Genomic DNA, 18,234 nt, shown 5'->3' on the forward strand with positions numbered 1-18,234 from the left:
CCTATCGGGCGCCTTCGGTCGCCGGGGCCGGAGCCGCGTTGTGCGGCACGAACAGCCGCCCGCGTTCGGCGAACAGCACCGCGCCGATGGCGAGCAGGCCGCAGCCGGTGAAGCCGACGATCATCGGAACCACGCTGCCGTTGAACTGCTGGCCGATGGCGAAGCCGGTCAGGGAGCCGATGATGGTGGAGATGAAGCCCTGGGCCGAGGAGGCGGTGCCGGCGATATGGCCCATGGGCTCCATGGCCATGGAGCCGAAATTCCCGGCCATCAGGCCGAAGCAGAACATGGTCATGGCCTGAAGGATGGCGAAGCTCCAGATCGACTCATGGCCCGAGATGACCACCGTGGCGTGGACGGCGGCGATGCCGGTGAAGCCCAGCAGGGCCGTGTGGCTGATCTTGCGCGACCCCAGCTTCACGACGATCCGGGCGTTGACGATCGAGGCGATGGCGATGCCGCCGGCGATCACGGCGAAGACGGTGGTGAACAGGCCGGGGGCCTCGAACACGTCGTAGAAGATCTGCTGCGAGGAGTTGATGAAGCCGAACAGGGCGCCCTGCACGGCCGCCATGGCCAGGGTGTAGCCCATGGCCTGACGGTTGGTGACGACCGCCCTGAAGGCCCCGGCGATGCGCTTCGCCTCGATCGGCAGCCGGTCCTCGGGGTGCAGGGTCTCGGGCAGGCGCAGGCCGGTCCAGATCATCAGGGCGATGCCGGCGAAGGCGAGGACCGCGAAGATCCCCTCCCAGGGCGCGACCAGCAGGATCAACTGGCCCAGCGACGGGGCCAGGATCGGCACGCCGAGGAAGACGAGGAAGCTCAGGGACATGACCCGCGCCATGGTCCGCCCGCTGAACCGGTCGCGCACGATGGAGACGGCCAGCACACGCGTCGCCGCCGAGCCCAGTCCTTGCCCGACCCGGGCGATGATCAGGGTCTCGAAGCTCGGCGCCAGCATGGCCATCAGGCTGAAGGCCACATAGATGCCGACGCCGATCATCAGGATCGGCTTCCTTCCGAACCGGTCGGCCAGCGGCCCGTAGACCACCTGGGCCGCGCCGAAGCCCAGCAGATAGGCGGTGACGATCCACTGCCGGCTGTTCTCCGACGCCACGCCCAGCGCCTCGCCCATCGCGGGCAGGGCGGGCAGCATCGAGTCGATCGCCAGGGCGTTCAGCGCCATCATCAGGGCGATCATGCAGACGAACTCGGGGAAGCCCGGCCCCTTCGCCGCGACCTTCGCCTCCGCTTCGAGCTCTGCGGCGTCCGTCTGGGTCTGGTCCTGGGGCCTCGTCATGCCGTGACCCATGCGCCACGGACAGCGTCGCCGCAACCACAGAGGGGCCGAAAATGCTGCGCCGCAGCATTATTTGACTGGCCCATTTTACAATCCGGCCTACGGTAACGACGGTTCTTCACTCCTGCAGATCGAGACGGGCGCATGATCGTCCTCGGGGTTCTCATCATTGTGGTCTTCCTGGGCGCATTGCTCTGGGACTTCCTCGGCCAGCCGACCAAGCTGCGCCATCTCGGCCGCCGTCGCGGTTCGATCGGCAAGTCGCGCGGCGTCTCCTCGCGCAACCGCGACAAGAACGCCCCCGAGGCCGACTGACAGACCTGGCGGCCCAGCCTTGCTGACAGGGCGCCTGACCCCCACATCCTGAGCAGCGTCATCCCTGTCAGTGGGCGGGCGATGAGCCGCGTCTGCGGCCAAACGGACACAGGCGCCCGGCTGTCGGAATTCCTTACAGCTTGTGAGGTTGTTTTCTGGACGATTGGGTCTATTTAACGCCCGTTCCTCCCCGAACGCCCGTCTCCCAACATCTGGTCGTCCATGCCCGCTGCACCCGCTCTCAAGAACCGCCTGCCCCTGATCGTGGCCGGCGTCGTGGTCCTCGCCCTCCTCATCGGCGGCTTCTTCTGGTGGCAGAACAAGCAGCGTTGGGAGGCGACCGACAACGCCTTCGTCCAGGCCGACACCACCATCGTCAGCCCCCAGATCAACGGTTACGTCACCGAGGTCCTGGTCAGCGACAACCAGCGCGTCGAGCCCGGCCAGATCCTGGTCAAGCTGGATGACTCCGACGCCAGGGCCCAGCTGGCCCAGGCCGAAGCCAATCTCGCCGCCCTGACCGCCGCCGTCGGCAATGTCGACGCCCGCGCCGTGCAGGAGCAGGCCACCATCGCCTCGCGCGCCGCCGCCGTCCGCTCGGCCCAGGCCAACGCCGCCCTCGCCGACGCCCGCGTCGAGCGCTACGGCAAGCTGGCCCAGCAGGGCTGGGTCTCCCAGCAAGGCATCCAGACTGAACGCGCCGGCGCCCAGACCGCCCAGGCCTCGGTCGCCGAGGCCCAGGCCGCCCTCACCGCCGAGCAGCGCAACGTCGGCGTCCTGGGCTCGACCCGCGAACAGAGCGTCGCCGCCGTCGAACAGGCCCGCGCCGCCGTCGAGGTCGCCCGCACCAATCTGGACCGCACCGTGATCCGCGCCGCCACCGCCGGCGTCGTCGGCGCCCGCAGCGTCCGCGTCGGCCAGTACGTCCGCGTCGGCGGCCAGATCCTGTCCATCGTGCCGCTGGGCGACGTCTATGTCGTGGCCAACTTCAAGGAGACCCAGCTGGACCGTCTGCGCCTCGGCCAGACCGTCGAGATCAAGGCCGACGCCTTCCCCGGCCAGCACATCACCGGCCGCATCGACAGCTTCTCCCCGGCGACCGGCTCGGAGTTCGCCCTTATCCCGGTCGAGAACGCGACCGGCAACTTCACCAAGATCACCCAGCGCGTGCCTGTCCGCATCGTGGTCAGCCGCGCCCAGGGCGGCGCCGCCCTGCGCCCCGGCCTGTCGGTCGAGGTCAAGGTCGATCTCAAGAGCCCCGGCGGCGTCAGCTTCGCTGAATCCACGACCGGTCAGACCCGTCTGGCCGACGCCGGCGTGGCTCAGTCGGGCGCGCACGAGTGACCGACGCCGCCGCCTCCGAGGGGGCTGTTCCGGCCGGAGCCGGCAAACCGGCGGCGCCCGCCGCCGGCAAGCCTGGCGCGCCCGTGGCGGGTCACCCCGAGATCAACTGGACCATGCTGCTGCTCGGCTTCGCCGGCATGGTCATCGGCCAGTTCATGGCCATCCTCGACATCCAGATCGTCGCGGCCTCCCTGCCGCAGATCCAGGCGGGCGTGGGCGCCTCGGCCGACGAGATCAGCTGGATCCAGACCGCCTATCTGATCCCCGAGGTCGTGATGATCCCCCTGTCGGGATATCTGTCGCGACTGTGGGGCACCCAGCGGCTGTTCCTGATCTCCTGCACCGGCTTCCTGATCATGTCCGTGGCCACGGGGCTGTCGAACTCGATCGACACCATGATCCTGTTCCGTGCGCTTCAGGGCTTCGTCGGCGGGGCCATGATCCCGACCGTCTTCGCCGTGGCCTTCACCGCCTTCCCGCCGGACAAGCGCGTCACGGCCAGCGTGGTCATGGGTCTGATCGTCACCCTCGCGCCCACCGTCGGCCCGACCCTCGGCGGTCACCTGACCGAGTGGCTGAGCTGGCGCTGGCTGTTCTTCATCAACGTCGTGCCCGGCATGCTGGTCCTGTTCCTGGTCAGCCGATACGCCAATTTCGACAAGGGCGATCCGTCCCTGGCCAAGGGCTTCGACTGGTGGGGCCTCGGCCTCATGGCGACCTTCCTGATGAGCATGCAGTATGTGCTCGAGGAAGGCTCCAAGAACGACTGGCTGGCCGACAACCTGATCCTCGTCCTGACCATCGTGGCGGCGACCGCGGGCCCGGCCTTCGTCTGGCGCTCCCTGACCTATCGCAATCCGATCGTGGAGCTGCGGGCCTTCGCCAACCGCAACTTCATGGTGGGCGTCGTCATGACCTTCACCGTCGGCTTCGCCCTGTTCGGCGGCACCTTCCTGCTGCCGCTGTTCCTCGGCCGGGTGCGGCACTATTCGCCGTCGGAAGTCGGCACGACCATGGTCGTCTCGGGTCTGGCCATGTTCGCCACCGGCCCGTTCGCTGGCCGTCTGGTCCGGGCGCTGGATCCGCGCATCCTGATGTTCGGCGGCTTCATGCTGTGCGCCTGGGGCATGTGGGACGCGCGTCTGGTCACCGACGACTGGGGCTTCTGGCAGTTCGCCAGCGTCCAGGCCCTGCGCGGCGTCGGCGTCATGATCGCCATGATCGCTTCCCAGCAGGTGACCATGTCGACCCTGCCGCCGCACATGGTCAAGAACGCCTCGGGTCTGGTGAACCTGTTCCGCAATGTCGGCGGCGCCTTCGGCCTGGCCTTCCTGAACACCTCCCTGACCACCAACACCGCCGCGCATATGAGCGAGCTGACCAGCCGCATCAGCCAGTCCAGTGTCGAGATGCAGGACATGATGACCGGCATCGCCGATCGCTTCTCGACCTCCATCAATCCGGACGGGGCGGCGATGAAGGCCATCTACGGCATGATGCAGCAGCAGGCGACGACCCTGGCCTTCGGCGACGCCTTTGCCGTCCTCGGCATCGGCTGCGCCGTGGCAGCCTTCGTCACCCTGTTCGCCCGGCCGGTGAAGCCCAACCCGTCGGCCGCTCCCTCGGACGCGCACTGATGCCCAGGGCTGCAGGCCAGATCGATCCGAGGAAGAGCGAGGCCATTCTCGAGGCCGCCGCCACCCTGTTCCATGAGCTGGGCGGGGCGGTGTCGATGGAGGCGATCGCGAAGAAGGCCGGGGTGTCGAAACAGACCCTCTACAACCGCTTCGCCTCCAAGACCGAACTGGCCCACGCCCTGGCCGAGCGGCGTTCGGAAGCCATCACCGCGCCCCTGCGCACCGAGGGCGATCCCGAGGCCGTGCTGACGGCCTTGGCCACGACCCTGATCACCAAGGTCTGCAACGCCCACAAGACCGAGAGCCTGCGCGGCGTCGCCCTGATGTCGCCGTCGATTCCGGGCATCGCCCAGGCCATCTACGACGGCGGCCCGGCCGCCAGCCTGCGCCGCATCTCTGCCTGGCTGGTGGAACAGGACCGCAAGGGACTGCTGAGGGTGCCCGATCCCGACCATGCGGCCGAGATGTTCTCGTCCATGGCCGTGGGCCACGGGCATCTGCGCGCCATGCTGGGTCTGGAGCATCCCGAGGTCGACATCGAGGCCCGCGCCCGCGAGACGGCGCAACGCTTCATCCGCGCCTTCGCGGTGTGATCGTCCATTTCTGAAGATTGGTGCCCCGGGTCGGGCTCGAACCGACACTCCTCTCGGAACCGGATTTTGAGTCCGGCGCGTCTACCAGTTCCACCACCGGGGCCCGCAAGAGGTTGCTGACCTAGCCAGAGGGCGGGCCGGTGTCCAGAGAAACCGTCCCGCCGGCCCTGTTCAATGCCGGTTCAACAGCTGGGCCGGGAAGTCGAGTTCGAACTCCGAGTAGCTGGCGGCCACCCCGAAGGTCGCCTCGCCGTTGCGGCCCGCATAGCGGTCCAGCAGGGGGGAGTAGGTGTAGAAGCGGATCTTCCGGCGCTCCACATCGAACTCCATGAAGCGCAGCCAGCCGCCGCCGCCGTTGGCCGAACCGGCCTGACCGTCCGGCCCGACCGTATTGCCCTGGAAGTCCTGCAGCACCTGATAGACCGGCAAGCCCGCGTCGTTGCGGTCGATCCTGAGGTTCTCGCCCAGCGACACCCCCTCGACGGGCTGGGTGTAGGCATGGCCGCTCAGGACCATGAAGATCATCGGGTTCTTGCGCACGAACCGGTCCCAGATCTGGTCGGGCGACAGATGGTCGGTGCCAGCGAACAGGCTGGCGGTGCCGTTGGCGCGGTCGGTCGCCCCGGTCTTCGACGGCGCGAGCCATTCGTGGGTCGAGATGATGACGGGGATGTCCGGGTGGGCGTCGATCACCCCTTGCGCCCAGTCCAGAACGGCCGGCGGCGGGTCCATCTCCAGCGACAGATGCAGGAAGGGTTTGCCGTCGCCTTCGAAGGTCTGGAAGCTGTTCAGCCCGTTCTCCGTCGCCCCGCCGTACCAGGCCTTGCTGGCGAAATGACGCGAGGTCGGGCCGAAATAGAAGCTGAACGCCCGGCCGCCCGCGAGGGGCCGCGACGCGCCCGGCCCGCCGTCCTCGGCCCACCAGCTGTAATTGTCATAGTCGTGGTTGCCCGGGACCATGCCGAAGGGGACCCCCGAGCGGCTCAGGATCGAGACGGCGCGGTTGGCGATGTCCCACTCCTCGCGGGTGTCCATCACGCGGGCGGGCGCCGCGTCCGTGGCGGGCAGGCGGAACTGTCCGTCGCCGTGCTGGATGAGGTCGCCGACGAAGGTGACGAAGGCGATGTTCTTCGGGCCCTTCTGATCGGCCAGATACTGCATCTCGCGCGCGAAGGTCTCGGCCCCGCGCGGCTGGGGCAGGGCGATGTCGGAATAGTTCTGGGTGTCGGGGACGACCGCGACGGTGAAGGTCTGGGCCAGGGCGGATCCGGCCGCGAACAGTAGGACGGCGGCGCCGATGGCGGGCAGCAACTTGAGGGTCTTCACCGAGGTCTCTCCCGAAAGCCAAAGGGCCCTCCCGCGCCGTCGCCGACGTGGAAGGGCCCCGAAGGTCAGCGCGAAATGCGCCTAGAAGTCAAAGCTGAGCGTCGCGAACACCTGACGCGGCGCCGAGGCGTGGAACACCAGGATCGACCCGGCCGCATCGTCCGGCGCGAAGACGCTCGAGTCGAAGTTCGAGGCATAGCGCTTGTCGGTCAGGTTGGTGGCGTTCACCGACAGTTTGGCGCCGGTGTCGCCGATTTCGTAGCTGACGCCGAGGTCGAAGGTGGTGACCCCGCCGAAGCCCTGATCGTTGGTGTAGGTATAGAAGCGCTCACCGGTGTACTTGCCTTGCAGCGAGGCCGAGAACGGGCCGCTGTGCAGGGTCAGGACGCTGGAGACCATCTCCTTTGGCGTATCCACCTGCTGCTTGCCGGCGGTGGCCTTGACCACACAGGTGGTGGTGCACCAGTTCAGGTCGTCGTCGTAGGTGGTCTCGTTATACGAGGCCGAGTTGTACCAGGTCAGCCAGGACAAGGGCTTCCACAGCGCGCCCAGTTCCACACCGTTCGAGGTGACCCCGCCCGCGTTGTGGAAGGAGTTGCCGCAGCCCGGGTTCTGCTGCTGGTTCGTCGGGCAGGGGTTGTACTGCAGCAGACGGTGTTCAAACTCGACGTGGTAGGCGGCGATCGAGAGCTGCAGCGGGCCGCTGATATAGCGATAGCCGGCGTCGAAGCTCTTGGAGGCTTCCGGTTCCAGATACTGGCCCTGGGCGTCCCAGACCGTCTGCGTCACCGATTGCGGCCCCAGCTTGAAGCCGCCCTGGTACATGGCGATGTTCTCGGCATAGCTGGCGTAGACCTCATGGCCGGGCGCCAGCTGATAGTGGACGCCGACTTCCGGCAGGAACCAGTCCTCGGCGGTCAGGCTGCCGCTGGCGAACTGGCTGGAGGCCGGCGGGGCGTTGGTGGCGATGCCGCGGATGGCGTGGGCGTCCGACTTCGACCAGGTGCTCTTGAAGCCGAAATCGATGGTCAGCCGGTCGTCCAGCAGGCGCACAGTGTCCTGGACATAGTACTGGCGCGTCTCCCAGTCCGTCTCCTGGACCCACTGGGCCGTCGAGGGCGTGCCGCCCAGGAACTTGCCGAGGTCGCTCGGGCCGGTCACGTCGGTGCGGATGTAGCGGGCGGCGCTGGAGGTGTTCTCCTCCAGCCAGAAGCCGGCCTGGAGTTCGTTGACGCCGAAGTTCCACTTCAGGCTGCCGACCACGCCGTCACGGTCGATGGTGTAGCGAGTGTCGCGGATCTGGACCGGCAGGTCGTCGGCGGTCGAGGTCGTGCCCTGGTTGGACAGGCCGGTGATGAAGTTGTTCCCGGCGCCCTTGTCGGTGTGTTTGTAGACCTGCAGGTGGGCCTTCAGGGCGCTGGTCAGGTCGAAGTCGCCGGCCAGGTAATAGAGCTCGTCGTTGCGCAGGATCTGGCCGTTGGTGAAGGTCACGTCCGAGTTGCGCTGCGGCGCGGGCGCGGCGACGCACTGGGCGGCCAGCGAGGCCACCGAACAGGCGGCGACGCCGACATAGGCCTGCCAGTTCGGGGCATAGCCGGCCCAGTCCCAGCCGAGGCGGCCCAGCATATCCTTGGACAGATAGGCGTCATCGGCCTGGTTGGTGCGCGAGATGTCGGCGAAGGCCGTGATGGTCCCGCGCTCGAATTCGTACACCGCCTTGGCGTTCAGCTGTTTGCCGGTCGAGGTGTTGTAGTCGCCCTGGTTCACGAACAGGTCCTGTTCGCTGTACTGGCCCGAAACATAGGCCGAGAAGCCGTGATGCTCGCCGGTGTCGAAGCGCAGGAAGGTGCGCAGGGTGTCCTCGCTGCCGACCGTCTGGCTGCCCGAGAAGCCCAGGTCGCGATGCGGGTTCGACGAGGTGTAGATCAGGGCGCCGCCGAGGTTGCTGGTCGACGGGATGCTCAGGCCGGCGATGCCGGTGGCCAGATCGGCGCGGCCCAGGTTCTCGGAGATCAGGGCCCGGCTGATCGTCAGGCCGTTGTAGTTGTTATAGGCTCCGTCGCCGAGCGGCATGCCGTCCAGCGAATAGCCGAGGTGGGTCGTGTTGAAGCCGCGCACCTGAAGCGACAGCGACTGTTCGTTGACGCCCAGGGCGTCGATCGACTGGGCCATGACGCCCGGCAGGATGTTCAGCGCCTTCTGGATGCTTGTCCCCGGCGGCAGGGTGTCGAGGTTCTGCGGCGTCAGGGTCGAAACCGAGCGAGTCTGGCCCGCGCCGATGACGACGATCTCGTCGACGGTGTCCGGACCGGCCTCGGGAGCTGCGGCCTCGGGCGCGGTGGCCACGGCGGCGTCGGCGGCGACAGGCTCGCCGGCGAAGGCGGCGCCGGCCGTGGTGGCCAGCATGGTTCCAGCCAGCAATCCGGCCAGGCGAGTGTATCGAATGTGTGACAACATGACGCGGTCCCCCCAAAAGTCGGGGAGGCTCTAGGCCCGGCCTGTAACGGCGCCGCTTCGGTTAGATGACGGCCGGATGACTTTTGTGTTGCGACGCATCCTGTGTCGGGGACCGTGTCGTGGCTGCATCCATAAGGCTGGCGTCAGGGACTGGCCGGGCCGCGTGAGGCCTCTACCCGGGCCAGGGCCTGTTCCAGCACGGGGTCGTTCGGCCCTTCCAGGATCGGGGTTTCGATGACGACGTCGGGCGCCACGCCGCGCGCGGTCCGGTCGCCGTCGGGGCGAACGATGAAGGCCTTGGGATAGCCAACGACGAGGCCGGTGCGGGGCAGGGCGAACGTCTCCATCGCGCCATAGGTCGTGGCGAGGTCCGAGGTCTCCTCGCCCATCACGACCGCGAAACCATAGTCCTGAAACGTCGCGGCCATGGCGACCGTGTTCGAATAGGAGCGGCGGTTGATCAGGGCGTAGACCCGGCCGGCGAAGCGCCGCCCCGCGCGCGGTTCGACCATGGGGATGGGGAAGTCGATGGCCGTCCCCGGTGTCGCTCCGGCATAGGCCCGGGCCATGGCGGCCGAGATGCCGGTCGGGTCATTGCCGGCGACCGTCAGGCGCGCGGCGTTGGAGGCGGTGGTCTGCTCACTGACCCGGATGGTGAAGGACGAGGTAAAGCGGAACGGCCGGGTCGCGAACCAGGCCAGTACCAGGTCGCTGAAGCTGTTGTCGCCGCCGGGATTGTCCCTGAGGTCGAGGATCAGGTCGGTCGCCCCGGCGTGCAGGAAGTCCTCGAACGCCTTGTCGACGAAGGCCTTGAAGGCCGTGTTGTCATAGGCCGTGGCCTCGGTCTGGGCCTCGACATTGTAGGTCGGGCCGGGGCGCAGATACGCGACGCCGTCACCCAGCATCCGGGCCTCGCGGGCGGTCCAGCTGAGGTCGAGGCGCGGCGGTTGGCCGGCTTGGGCGGCCGTCAGGTCGGCCGGGCTGAGCGCCGGGACCGTCACCGCGAAGGGCGCGCCGTCGCCGCGTTTCAGGACCAGATCGAAACCCACGACATCGCCAAGCTTGCTCCACAAAAGGCGACGGAAGCCGCTCTCCATCATCGTGCCCAGCATATAGGGGGTGTCGGCCGACATCAGGGTGGAGGCGCGGGCGAACCAGTCGGAGGCGGTGATCCCGTCGATCGACACGATCTCGTCGCCCGGTGTGATCAGGGCCGAGCCGGAGCCGTTGAGGGCGACGAATATCCGCTGGTCGCGGATGCGGATATCGAGCGGAAACGCCCGGCCTCCGGCCTGCCTGTAGGCGCCATAGGCCTCCGAGGCGGCGTCGATGCGGGCGTGGGCGATACGGCCGAAGGCGACGAAACGCTGGAAGAAGGCGGCGGCTTCGGCCCGGCTCATGGGGCGGACGATTTCGCCGTTCATCTGGTCGAACAGCCGGTCGTAGTCCGCCTTCGAAGCGCGGGCGTAGAGGTCGTAGTGGGCCTGCTTCAGGCCGGCGTAGAGATCGGCGAAGTCCTGACGTATCGCTTCCGCCGGGATCGGGGCCTCCGCAGGGGCCGCGGCGCTTTGGGCCTCGCGCGCCACCGCCGCATTGATCCCGCCGGCGGCCAAAGCGACCGCCACGCCTATCGCCATGCCAAACGTCTTGATCCGCACGTCCATACCCCTGAAGCTGTCCCTGAACTCTGGCCGGAAGGCTAGGGGCGTCGGCCCGGAGACGGAATGACGGCGGCCTCCCTTTTCCCTGACCTTTTCCTGACCGAGAGGCCTTCTGACCGTGTCCGCATCCGCGTCTTCTGACATCATGGAGGTCGGGGTTCTGGAGATCGGGAGCTGGAGCGCCCATCGCGACGAGGGGCGGCTGCGGCGAGGCGATGAGAGCCGGACGCTGGAGCCCAAGGTGATGGACCTGCTGTTCCTGCTCGCCTCCCGTCCCGGCCAGGTCTTCTCGCGCGAGACCCTGACGGCGGCGCTGTGGCCCGACACCACGGTCGGCGAGGACGCCCTGTCGCGCTGCGTCTTCAAGCTGCGCAAGGCGCTGGAAGACACCCGGTGCGGCGGGCGGATCGAGACCATTCCCAAGCGCGGCTACCGGCTGGTTGTGGCGGTGTCCGGGACCGGGAGTGCGCCTCGCCCGACCTTGCCGCGCAAAGCCATGATCGGCGCGGCCGCGAGCCTGTGCGTCGTGGCGGCGGCGGTGGTTCTGGTCCTGATCGCGTTCCGGCCCACCCCCTCTCCGGCGCCCGTCGTGAACCGGACGGTGGCCCGGGCCGCCGACAGCTATTACCAGTTCACCCGCGCCGACAACGAGGCCGCCATCGTCCTCTATGAGCGGGCGCTGAAGGCCGATCCGAACGCGCCGGAAGCCCTGGCAGGTCTGGCCGGCGCCCTGGTGCAGAAACATATGCGCTGGCCCGACGGCCGGGACGCGCCGCGACCGAAGGGCAGCGCCCTGAGGGCGGCCCTGGCCTCGGGGCGGCTGGCCGAACCGGCGGCGGTCGCGGACCTGAAGCGCGCGGTCGAACTGGCCGGACGGGCGGTGACGGCACGGCCGCACGATCCCGAGGTCCAGCGGGCGTTCGGCCTGGCCCTCTCGGCGAGCGGGCGTCTGGCGGAGGCGGCGGCGGTCTATGACCGGGCCTTGGCCGAGCATCCAGACGATTGGGGCCTGCTGATCAACCGCGCTGACCTTCTGGACATCGCGGGCCGTGACGACGACGCCCTGTCGATGCTGGAGCGGGCCTATGAGGGGATGGACAAGGCCTATGCCGCCGAGCCGGTCCGGGTCCGGCCCTGGCAGGCCGAGCTCGGCGTTGAGATCGGGCGACGGCATGAGGCGCGATCGGAGGTGGTGAGGGCGCGGGCCTGGTATCGCCGCACCCTTGCCGACGACCCTTCGGCGACGGCCGCCGCCGCCCGGCTGGCGGCGCTCCCGCCCGATCCTGTCTGACCCCGTCGGAGAATTCCGCCGCCGCCCTTGCGTTTCAACGCGCTGTAACGCATCTGCCTTCGCATGACCGATCAGACCTTGCCCGATCTCGCGATCGTCTATGAGCACCCGGAATGGTTCGAGCCGCTGTTCGCGGCGCTGGACCGGCACGGGGTGTCCTATGTGAAGGTCCCGCTGGCGGGGCACAGCTTCGACCCGGCGGCCTCGCCGGCGCCGGCGAAGGTGGTGTTCAGCCGGGTGGCCATGTCGTCATTCCTGCGCGAGCCTGAGCATCCGATCTTCTACGCCCAGAGTCTGTTCGAGCACTGGCAGGGGCAGGGGACGCGGGTGGTCAACGCCTCGGCCCTGAATATCGACACCTCCAAGGCGCGGCAGATGTCGCTGATCGCGCGGCTGGGGCTGAAGGGGCCGGCGACGCGCGTGGCGCACCGTCAGGCCGACATCCCGGCGGCGACCGAGGGGCTGCGCTTCCCCGTGCTGGTCAAGGCCGACATCGGCGGCGCCGGCGCCGGCATCATCCGCTATGAGAGCCCGGAGAAGCTGGCCGAGGCGGCGGGCGAGAAATGGTGTCCGGTCGGGGTCAATGGCCTGTCCCTCATTCAGGAATACGCCCCGCGCCGCGACGGCAAGATCACCCGGGTCGAGACCCTGGGCGGAAAATACCTCTACGCCATCGACATCGAGAGCCCGGGCGACGCTTTCGATCTCTGCCCTGCCGACGCCTGTCTGGTGCGGCCCGGCGCCCCGACCCTGACCATGACGAAGACGACGCCCTCGGCCGAGATCATCGAGGCGGTCGAGCGGCTGGCCGTGGCGGGGGAGCTGGAGATCGGCGGCATCGAATATCTGATCGACGATCGCGACGGCTCGGTCCTGTTCTACGACATCAACGGCCTGTCGAACTTCGTGGCCAAACCGGTCGAGGTGCTGGGCTTCGACCCTCACGACAATCTGGTCGAATGGCTGGTCGGGATCGTCGCCGAACAGACTCGCAAGGCGGAGAAGGCGGCATGAGGTACGGCTATTGGGCCCCGGTCTTCGGCGGCTGGTTGAGGAATGTCGCCGACGAACCGCGCGCCTCGTGGGAGCATCTGTCGGCCATCGTGAAGCGGTCCGAGGAGATCGGCTATGACCTGACCCTGGTCGCCGAGCTGAACCTCAATGACATCCAGGGCATCGACGCCCCGGCCCTGGACGCCTGGTCGTCGACGGCGGCCCTGGCGGCGGTGACCTCCAGGATCGAGCTGATGACGGCGGTGCGGCCGAACTTCCACCAGCCCGCCCTGTTCGCCAAACAGGCGGCCAATATCGACCGGATCTCGGGCGGCCGTCTGGCCCTGAACGTCGTCTCGTCCTGGTGGGCCAAGGAGGCCGAGAGCTATGGGCTGCAATTCGACCAGCACGACGACCGCTACGCCCGCACCACCGAATGGCTGCAGGTGCTGGACAAGCTCTGGTCAGATCCGCGCACGGACTTCTCGGGGGCCTACTACGAACTGAAGGACGCCATCGTCGAACCCAAGCCCCTGTCGACGCCGGAGCGCCGCCGTCCGGTGATCTACGCCGGGGGCGAGTCCGAAGCCGCCAAGACCCTGATCGCCCGCCACTGCGACGCCTATGTCATGCACGGCGACACGCCCGAGGTGATCAAGGACAAGGTCGCCGACATGAAGGCCCGCCGCGAGAGCTTCGGCCTGCCCCCGATGCAATTCGGCATGGCCGGCTACGCCATCGTCCGCGATACGGAAGCCGAGGCGGCGGCCGAACTGGCGCGCATCACCACCATCCCCGGCCTGGCCGAGGGCGCGCCGCCCGCCGGCTTCGCCAATTTCGACCAGTGGCTGTCGGGCACCCAGCTGGAGCGGGAGCTGAAGATCCGCGAATATTCGGTTTCCAACCGCGGCCTGCGCCCCGGCTTCGTCGGCACGCCCGAAACCGTCCGCGAACGGATCGAGGAATTCGAAGCCGCCGGCCTCGACCTCGTCCTGCTGCAGATGTCGCCCCAGGCCGAGGAGATGGAGCGGTTCTCGGCCCAGGTGATCCGGCCGAACTGACGGGCTAGGCGGTCGCCTCGACGTGGCTGTCCGTGCCGCCGTGCTGGACGCGGCGGGCGCGGATGTACATCTCGACGCGCTGGACGATGATCATGCCGACGACGAAGACCAGGAAGGCGTCGGCGACGGCCGTGGCGTTCAGACCGAGGGCGGCGGCGTGCGGTTCGAGGAAGGCGCTGAGGGCGCGGCGACCCAGCAGCAGGACGACGATCAGGATCATGCCGATGGGCGAGGCCTGGGCCTTCAGCGTGCCGTCGGCATGTTTCTCGATGGTCGTCATCTTGCCGCGCCACCAGCCGGCGACGCCGCCGAGGATCAGGCCGATCGCGAGGACCAGCCAGTCCAGCGCGGCGAAGGGGGCGTGGCTGGCGCCGGGCTGTTTGCTGGTTCCCCAGATCGCCAGGGCCATCAGGGGCACGATGATGGCGGGGGCGACCCACAGATATTGCGGCCGCAGCGTTCGGGGCGTCCGGTTGCGGAGCACGACCATCAGCAGGGCGAAGCCCACGGCGATAAGCGGAATATACTGTTGCGGCGTCATGCCCGTTGTCCCCCTGCGGCAGGGCGCCGCAGGGCCGAGATTAGGCCGGTAACCCGGGTTCGGGGAAGAGGCCCGACGAGGAGATCAGACCTTTTCGACGGTCTGTTCGATGGCGCCGAAGATCGAGTGATGCCTGTCGTCCAGCATCTCGATGCGGACTGTGTCGCCATACGTCAGGAAGGGCGTCTCGGCCGCGCCGCGCAGGATGGTTTCGACCGTGCGGACCTCGGCGATGCAGCTGTAGCCCAGCCCGCCCTCGGCGACCGGACGGCCCGGACCGCCGTCGGCGCCCTTGTTGGACACCGTGCCGGATCCGATGATCGTGCCCGCCGCCAGAGACCGGGTCTTCGCGAGGTGAGCGATCAGGGTCCCGAAGTCGAAGGTCATGTCGACGCCGGCGTCGGCCATGCCGAAGTCCTTGCCATTGAGCTGGACGCTGAGCGCGCCCGACAGCTTGCCGGCCTTCCAGCGCTCGCCAAGGGCGTCGGGGGTCACCAGCACGGGCGACAGGGCGCTGGCGGGCTTGGACTGGACGAAGCCGAAGCCCTTGCCCAGCTCGGCCGGGATCAGGTTGCGCAACGAGACGTCGTTGATCAGTCCCACCAGACGGATGTGATCCAGCGCCTCGGTCGGGGTCACGCCTTGCGGCACGTCGCCGACGACCACGATGATCTCGCCTTCCAGATCGCAGCCCCAGGCGTCGTCGGCCAGGGGGATGGGATCGCGGGGCGAAAGGAAGCCGTCCGACCCGCCCTGGTACATCAGGGGATCGGTCCAGAAGGTGGCGGGCATCTCGGCGCCGCGCGCCTTCCGCACCAGTTCGACGTGGTTCACATAGGCCGAACCGTCCGCCCACTGATAGGCGCGGGGCAGGGGGGCGGCGGCGTCGTGCTCGCGGAACCGGCCCGTCGGCACGGCCTCGTGCTCGAGGCTTTCCGAAAGGGCGCGCAGTTTGGGTTCGCAACGCTCCCAGTCATCCAGCGCCGCCTGCAGCGTCGGGGCGATCAGAAAGGCGTCCGTGAACCAGTGCAGGTCGTTGGAGACGACGACGAGGCGGCCGTCACGGCCGTGCTTGAGCGAGGCGAGCTTCATGCCCCGAGGCTTAGGCCGATTTTTCCGGAGGGGAAACCGGGGATGGCGCCTGATCAATGATCAGAAATGTTCAGGGCGCCCGATTCAGGAGGGGCGGGTCAGGAGGGCCGCGTCAGCTGTTTGCGCGCCGCGCGCAGCTCGGCCAGCCGGGCGGGCTTGTCGCTCCAATGGTCCGACAGATTGTGGACGGCGGCGCGCACCGCCTCGATCTGGGCCGCTGCGCTGAGCGTCTTCGGCGGATGGTCGCCATGCCCGCCGGAGTGACCCCCGGCCGCAGGCTTGTCGTGGCCGTGACCCTTGTCGTCCTTGCCGTGGCCATCGCCGTGACCGTCCTTGTGGTCGTCTTCGTGACCGTCGGAGGCGGGGGCGTGGCTGATGAAGACGTCGCGCGCCTTGATGATGACCTTCTCGACGCCCGACTTCTCGGCGTGGGGCTCGGGCTTGTGCTCCTTGTGCTCGGCCTTGGGCGGGCTCTTGTCGATGCCGTCCAGCGCAGGCCCGAGCGCGCCGTAGGGACCGGACAGCCCCTTGGCCAGGACCAGAACGTCGCCCAGTTGATCCTTGATCGTCGCCTGGGCCTTGCGGGCGGCGGCGATGACGCCGTCGCGCGGCGCGCCTGTCGCCTCGGCCAGGGCCTTCCTGATGGCCGTATAGATGGCCTCGGACGGATCGTCGCCGGGACGTCTGGCGCGACCCCAGAGCCAGCCCAGCAGCACGGCCAGACCCAGCAGAAGCACCAGTGTCGTGGTCATCGCCGGCGACAGGGCGAAGAACAGACCGCCCGGTTCCTGGGTGTAATAGGCGTCGGGCGCGGGGAAGTCGGTCGGGGTCGGGGCTGACATGCGGCGATCCTTCTCCGGCCGGTGTGCGAGACCGCCATCATGGCTGAACGGCCGCGCTTCGCAATGAAAAGGTTAACGTCGTTGTGCGAAGTTTTTCCTGAGCCGGTTCAATCGCCCGATGGGGGAATTCCTACGCGGGCGGCGCGAGGATGGCGCGGGTCTCCACCCCGGTGCGGGCGGCGGCGTCGCGCACCTCGACCTCAACCACGATGGCGCCCTCGGGCTCCAGCGCCCAGAGGTAGCGGCGCTCGACCTCGACCGTGCGGCCCGAGGGCGCGAAACCCTCATAGCTGTCGCCCCAGGGGGTGATCCGCTTGAGCTCGGGCCAGGTCAGGTCGCAGGCGGCGGCCAGTTCCTCCTCGGCCATGGCGGTCAGTTCGTGTTCGGCGAAGCTCATTGCGGCGTCTCGTCGGCGTAGATGGCGACGCGGGCGGCCTCGCCGGGATGGATCTCGCCGCGATACATGCCCGAGGTGGACATGGCGAAGGCGGGTTCGCCGTTCAGGCCCATGACGACCACACCGCCCTTGCCGCCGAGGCTTTCCGCGTCCGCGATCTCGGCCCGTGCGGCGTTGCCCGTTATTGGCGGTCTCTCCGTGGTACAGATTTCGTCGGGCGTTCTCGCGCACGGCGCCGGCGGTCCCAGGTCGGCGATGAGCTGGTCAGGATTTCTGGTCCACGCCGCGATCCGCGCGCAGATGTCCCGCGCCACTGTCGCCCGGATGAAATACTCGCCGTCGCCCGTCGCCGAGACCGCGCAGCCGTCGCGGTTTGAGGCGTAGGTGCCGGCGCCGATCACCGGCACGTCCCCGACCCGGCCCCAGCGCTTGCCGTTGGTCCCGCCGGTCGAGGTGCCCGCCGCCAGATGGCCCTGGCTGTCGAGGGCGACGGCGCCGACGGTCCCGAATTTGCGCTCGTTCAGCGGCGGGGCCGAAGGATCGTTGGCGGCCATACCCTGAGCCGGAGGCGGCGGGGCGCCTTCGGGACGGTCGGGGATCGGCTGGTGCTGTTCGTTGAGCAGCCGGACCAGCCCCTGCCAGCGGCGCTCGGTGAAGAAGTACGACGGCGGAACCTGCTCCAGCCCCACCGAGGCGGCGAAGGCGTCGGCGCCCTGGCCGATCAGCATGACGTGCGGGCTCTGCTCCATCACCGCCCGGGCGGCGGCGATCGGGTGGCGGGTGGTGGTCAGGCCCGCGACGGAGCCGGCGGTCAGGTCGGCGCCGTTCATGACCGCGGCGTCCAGCTCGTTCTTGCCCGCGGCGGTGAAGACCGCGCCGCGCCCGGCGTTGAACAGGGGATCGTCCTCCATGATCTGGATCGCCGCCTGAACGGCGTCGAGCGCCGAGCCGCCGCCGTCCAGCACCTTGCCGCCCGCCTCCAGCGCCCTTCTCAGCGCCGCGCGATAGGCCGCGTCCTGCTCGGGCGACAGACTGGCCCGCTCGATCACCCCGGCCCCGCCGTGGATGGCGAAGGACCAGCGCGGGGCGTCAGCCGTCGTCTGGGCCAGGGCGGGAGCGGCGATCAGGGAGAGGCCGAGAGCCAGTCCGGCGAGCTTGGCGAAGGGGCGAGGCATGACGGACTCCCGGACGACGGAATTGAAGGGGCGGCTCACCGCCGGTGATGCAGCCGCTTCCACAGCCGATAGATCACGATCGGAGCGAAGCCGCAGATGATCCCGGCGCTGAACACCATCCAGAACCCCCCGCCGAGCCAGAACTCGCCGGCCAGCATCCCGGCGCCGGCCGCGAGGACCGGGCCGAGAAACGGCAGCCAGGACGGGGG

At 68.6% G+C, this 18,234-nt stretch carries 17 protein-coding genes and 1 tRNA gene; 7 read left to right on the forward strand and 11 right to left on the reverse strand.

Features of this window, described 5'->3' with window-relative positions:
* Position 1: 1 nt before the first annotated feature.
* Positions 2 to 1,300: a multidrug effflux MFS transporter gene (locus tag AC1ROD_RS02255; RefSeq protein ID WP_492946635.1), complete on the reverse strand. Its 1,299-nt coding sequence runs from the start codon at positions 1,298 to 1,300 to the stop codon at positions 2 to 4.
* 144 nt (positions 1,301 to 1,444) lie between these two features.
* Between AC1ROD_RS02255 and AC1ROD_RS02260 the strand changes: the two genes are divergently transcribed.
* The 4 genes from AC1ROD_RS02260 to AC1ROD_RS02275 all read left to right on the forward strand — a co-directional run bounded on the left by AC1ROD_RS02260 (position 1,445) and on the right by AC1ROD_RS02275 (position 5,189).
* The gene (locus AC1ROD_RS02260) at positions 1,445 to 1,615 is read left to right on the forward strand and encodes a hypothetical protein (protein WP_492946636.1); all 171 of its coding nucleotides are present in this window, start codon (positions 1,445 to 1,447) and stop codon (positions 1,613 to 1,615) included.
* Between the two features lie 222 nt (positions 1,616 to 1,837).
* Entirely contained in the window at positions 1,838 to 2,959 is a 1,122-nt protein-coding gene (locus AC1ROD_RS02265) for an HlyD family secretion protein (RefSeq protein WP_492946637.1), read from the forward strand.
* The gene (locus AC1ROD_RS02270; RefSeq protein ID WP_492946638.1) at positions 2,956 to 4,596 is read left to right on the forward strand and encodes a DHA2 family efflux MFS transporter permease subunit; all 1,641 of its coding nucleotides are present in this window, start codon (positions 2,956 to 2,958) and stop codon (positions 4,594 to 4,596) included. Before AC1ROD_RS02265 ends, AC1ROD_RS02270 begins: the two co-directional genes overlap by 4 nt.
* Positions 4,596 to 5,189: a TetR/AcrR family transcriptional regulator gene (locus AC1ROD_RS02275; RefSeq protein ID WP_492946639.1), complete on the forward strand. Its 594-nt coding sequence runs from the start codon at positions 4,596 to 4,598 to the stop codon at positions 5,187 to 5,189. Before AC1ROD_RS02270 ends, AC1ROD_RS02275 begins: the two co-directional genes overlap by 1 nt.
* 18 nt (positions 5,190 to 5,207) lie before the next feature.
* Here the strand turns inward: AC1ROD_RS02275 and AC1ROD_RS02280 are convergent.
* From AC1ROD_RS02280 to AC1ROD_RS02295, 4 genes are all read right to left on the reverse strand, one after another.
* Positions 5,208 to 5,292, reverse strand: a tRNA-Leu gene (locus tag AC1ROD_RS02280).
* Positions 5,293 to 5,360: 68 nt separating this feature from the next.
* A complete protein-coding gene (locus AC1ROD_RS02285) occupies positions 5,361 to 6,515 on the reverse strand; it encodes a metallophosphoesterase (RefSeq protein ID WP_492946640.1) in 1,155 nt (384 codons plus the stop codon).
* Positions 6,516 to 6,596: 81 nt separating this feature from the next.
* Positions 6,597 to 8,972 (reverse strand): TonB-dependent receptor, encoded by a 2,376-nt coding sequence (locus AC1ROD_RS02290; protein ID WP_492946641.1) that lies wholly within the window; start codon positions 8,970 to 8,972, stop codon positions 6,597 to 6,599.
* Between the two features lie 143 nt (positions 8,973 to 9,115).
* Entirely contained in the window at positions 9,116 to 10,597 is a 1,482-nt protein-coding gene (locus AC1ROD_RS02295; RefSeq protein ID WP_492946642.1) for a S41 family peptidase, read from the reverse strand.
* Positions 10,598 to 10,751: 154 nt separating this feature from the next.
* Between AC1ROD_RS02295 and AC1ROD_RS02300 the strand changes: the two genes are divergently transcribed.
* The 3 genes from AC1ROD_RS02300 (at position 10,752) to AC1ROD_RS02310 (ending at position 13,978) form a co-directional block, all read left to right on the forward strand.
* The gene (locus AC1ROD_RS02300) at positions 10,752 to 11,924 is read left to right on the forward strand and encodes a winged helix-turn-helix domain-containing protein (RefSeq protein WP_492946643.1); all 1,173 of its coding nucleotides are present in this window, start codon (positions 10,752 to 10,754) and stop codon (positions 11,922 to 11,924) included.
* 78 nt (positions 11,925 to 12,002) lie between these two features.
* Entirely contained in the window at positions 12,003 to 12,938 is a 936-nt protein-coding gene (locus AC1ROD_RS02305; protein WP_492946644.1) for an ATP-grasp domain-containing protein, read from the forward strand.
* A complete protein-coding gene (locus tag AC1ROD_RS02310) occupies positions 12,935 to 13,978 on the forward strand; it encodes an LLM class flavin-dependent oxidoreductase (RefSeq protein ID WP_492946645.1) in 1,044 nt (347 codons plus the stop codon). The genes AC1ROD_RS02305 and AC1ROD_RS02310 overlap by 4 nt, the downstream gene beginning before the upstream one ends.
* 4 nt (positions 13,979 to 13,982) lie before the next feature.
* Here the strand turns inward: AC1ROD_RS02310 and AC1ROD_RS02315 are convergent, their stop codons facing one another.
* The 6 genes from AC1ROD_RS02315 to AC1ROD_RS02340 all read right to left on the reverse strand — a co-directional run bounded on the left by AC1ROD_RS02315 (position 13,983) and on the right by AC1ROD_RS02340 (position 18,183).
* Positions 13,983 to 14,519, reverse strand: a complete 537-nt coding sequence (locus tag AC1ROD_RS02315) for a CcdC protein domain-containing protein (protein ID WP_492946646.1) — start codon at positions 14,517 to 14,519, stop codon at positions 13,983 to 13,985.
* A gap of 84 nt (positions 14,520 to 14,603) precedes the next feature.
* The gene (locus AC1ROD_RS02320; RefSeq protein ID WP_492946647.1) at positions 14,604 to 15,611 is read right to left on the reverse strand and encodes a fumarylacetoacetate hydrolase family protein; all 1,008 of its coding nucleotides are present in this window, start codon (positions 15,609 to 15,611) and stop codon (positions 14,604 to 14,606) included.
* A 98-nt stretch (positions 15,612 to 15,709) separates the two neighbouring features.
* Complete coding sequence (locus AC1ROD_RS02325; protein WP_492946648.1) at positions 15,710 to 16,453, reverse strand: hypothetical protein; 744 nt, start codon at positions 16,451 to 16,453, stop codon at positions 15,710 to 15,712.
* A gap of 130 nt (positions 16,454 to 16,583) precedes the next feature.
* Positions 16,584 to 16,850 (reverse strand): hypothetical protein, encoded by a 267-nt coding sequence (locus tag AC1ROD_RS02330; RefSeq protein ID WP_207869087.1) that lies wholly within the window; start codon positions 16,848 to 16,850, stop codon positions 16,584 to 16,586.
* Positions 16,847 to 18,025, reverse strand: a complete 1,179-nt coding sequence (locus AC1ROD_RS02335; protein ID WP_492946649.1) for an isoaspartyl peptidase/L-asparaginase family protein — start codon at positions 18,023 to 18,025, stop codon at positions 16,847 to 16,849. Before AC1ROD_RS02335 ends, AC1ROD_RS02330 begins: the two co-directional genes overlap by 4 nt.
* A gap of 35 nt (positions 18,026 to 18,060) precedes the next feature.
* Positions 18,061 to 18,183, reverse strand: a complete 123-nt coding sequence (locus AC1ROD_RS02340; RefSeq protein ID WP_492946650.1) for a hypothetical protein — start codon at positions 18,181 to 18,183, stop codon at positions 18,061 to 18,063.
* Between the last annotated feature and the right edge of the window lie 51 nt (positions 18,184 to 18,234).

Source organism: Brevundimonas sp. GW821-FHT12E07 (assembly GCF_058807035.1).

What these genes read in the sequence shown, in the direction of transcription:
- AC1ROD_RS02255 (WP_492946635.1), bottom strand. Translation starts at nt 1,300, where the DNA reads ATGACGAGGCCCCAGGACCAGACCCAGACGGACGCCGCAGAGCTCGAA.
- AC1ROD_RS02260 (WP_492946636.1), top strand. Translation starts at nt 1,445, where the DNA reads ATGATCGTCCTCGGGGTTCTCATCATTGTGGTCTTCCTGGGCGCATTG.
- AC1ROD_RS02265 (WP_492946637.1), top strand. Translation starts at nt 1,838, where the DNA reads ATGCCCGCTGCACCCGCTCTCAAGAACCGCCTGCCCCTGATCGTGGCC.
- AC1ROD_RS02275 (WP_492946639.1), top strand. Translation starts at nt 4,596, where the DNA reads ATGCCCAGGGCTGCAGGCCAGATCGATCCGAGGAAGAGCGAGGCCATT.
- AC1ROD_RS02290 (WP_492946641.1), bottom strand. Translation starts at nt 8,972, where the DNA reads ATGTTGTCACACATTCGATACACTCGCCTGGCCGGATTGCTGGCTGGA.
- AC1ROD_RS02310 (WP_492946645.1), top strand. Translation starts at nt 12,935, where the DNA reads ATGAGGTACGGCTATTGGGCCCCGGTCTTCGGCGGCTGGTTGAGGAAT.
- AC1ROD_RS02315 (WP_492946646.1), bottom strand. Translation starts at nt 14,519, where the DNA reads ATGACGCCGCAACAGTATATTCCGCTTATCGCCGTGGGCTTCGCCCTG.
- AC1ROD_RS02320 (WP_492946647.1), bottom strand. Translation starts at nt 15,611, where the DNA reads ATGAAGCTCGCCTCGCTCAAGCACGGCCGTGACGGCCGCCTCGTCGTC.
- AC1ROD_RS02325 (WP_492946648.1), bottom strand. Translation starts at nt 16,453, where the DNA reads ATGTCAGCCCCGACCCCGACCGACTTCCCCGCGCCCGACGCCTATTAC.
- AC1ROD_RS02330 (WP_207869087.1), bottom strand. Translation starts at nt 16,850, where the DNA reads ATGAGCTTCGCCGAACACGAACTGACCGCCATGGCCGAGGAGGAACTG.
- AC1ROD_RS02335 (WP_492946649.1), bottom strand. Translation starts at nt 18,025, where the DNA reads ATGCCTCGCCCCTTCGCCAAGCTCGCCGGACTGGCTCTCGGCCTCTCC.
- AC1ROD_RS02340 (WP_492946650.1), bottom strand. Translation starts at nt 18,183, where the DNA reads ATGCTGGCCGGCGAGTTCTGGCTCGGCGGGGGGTTCTGGATGGTGTTC.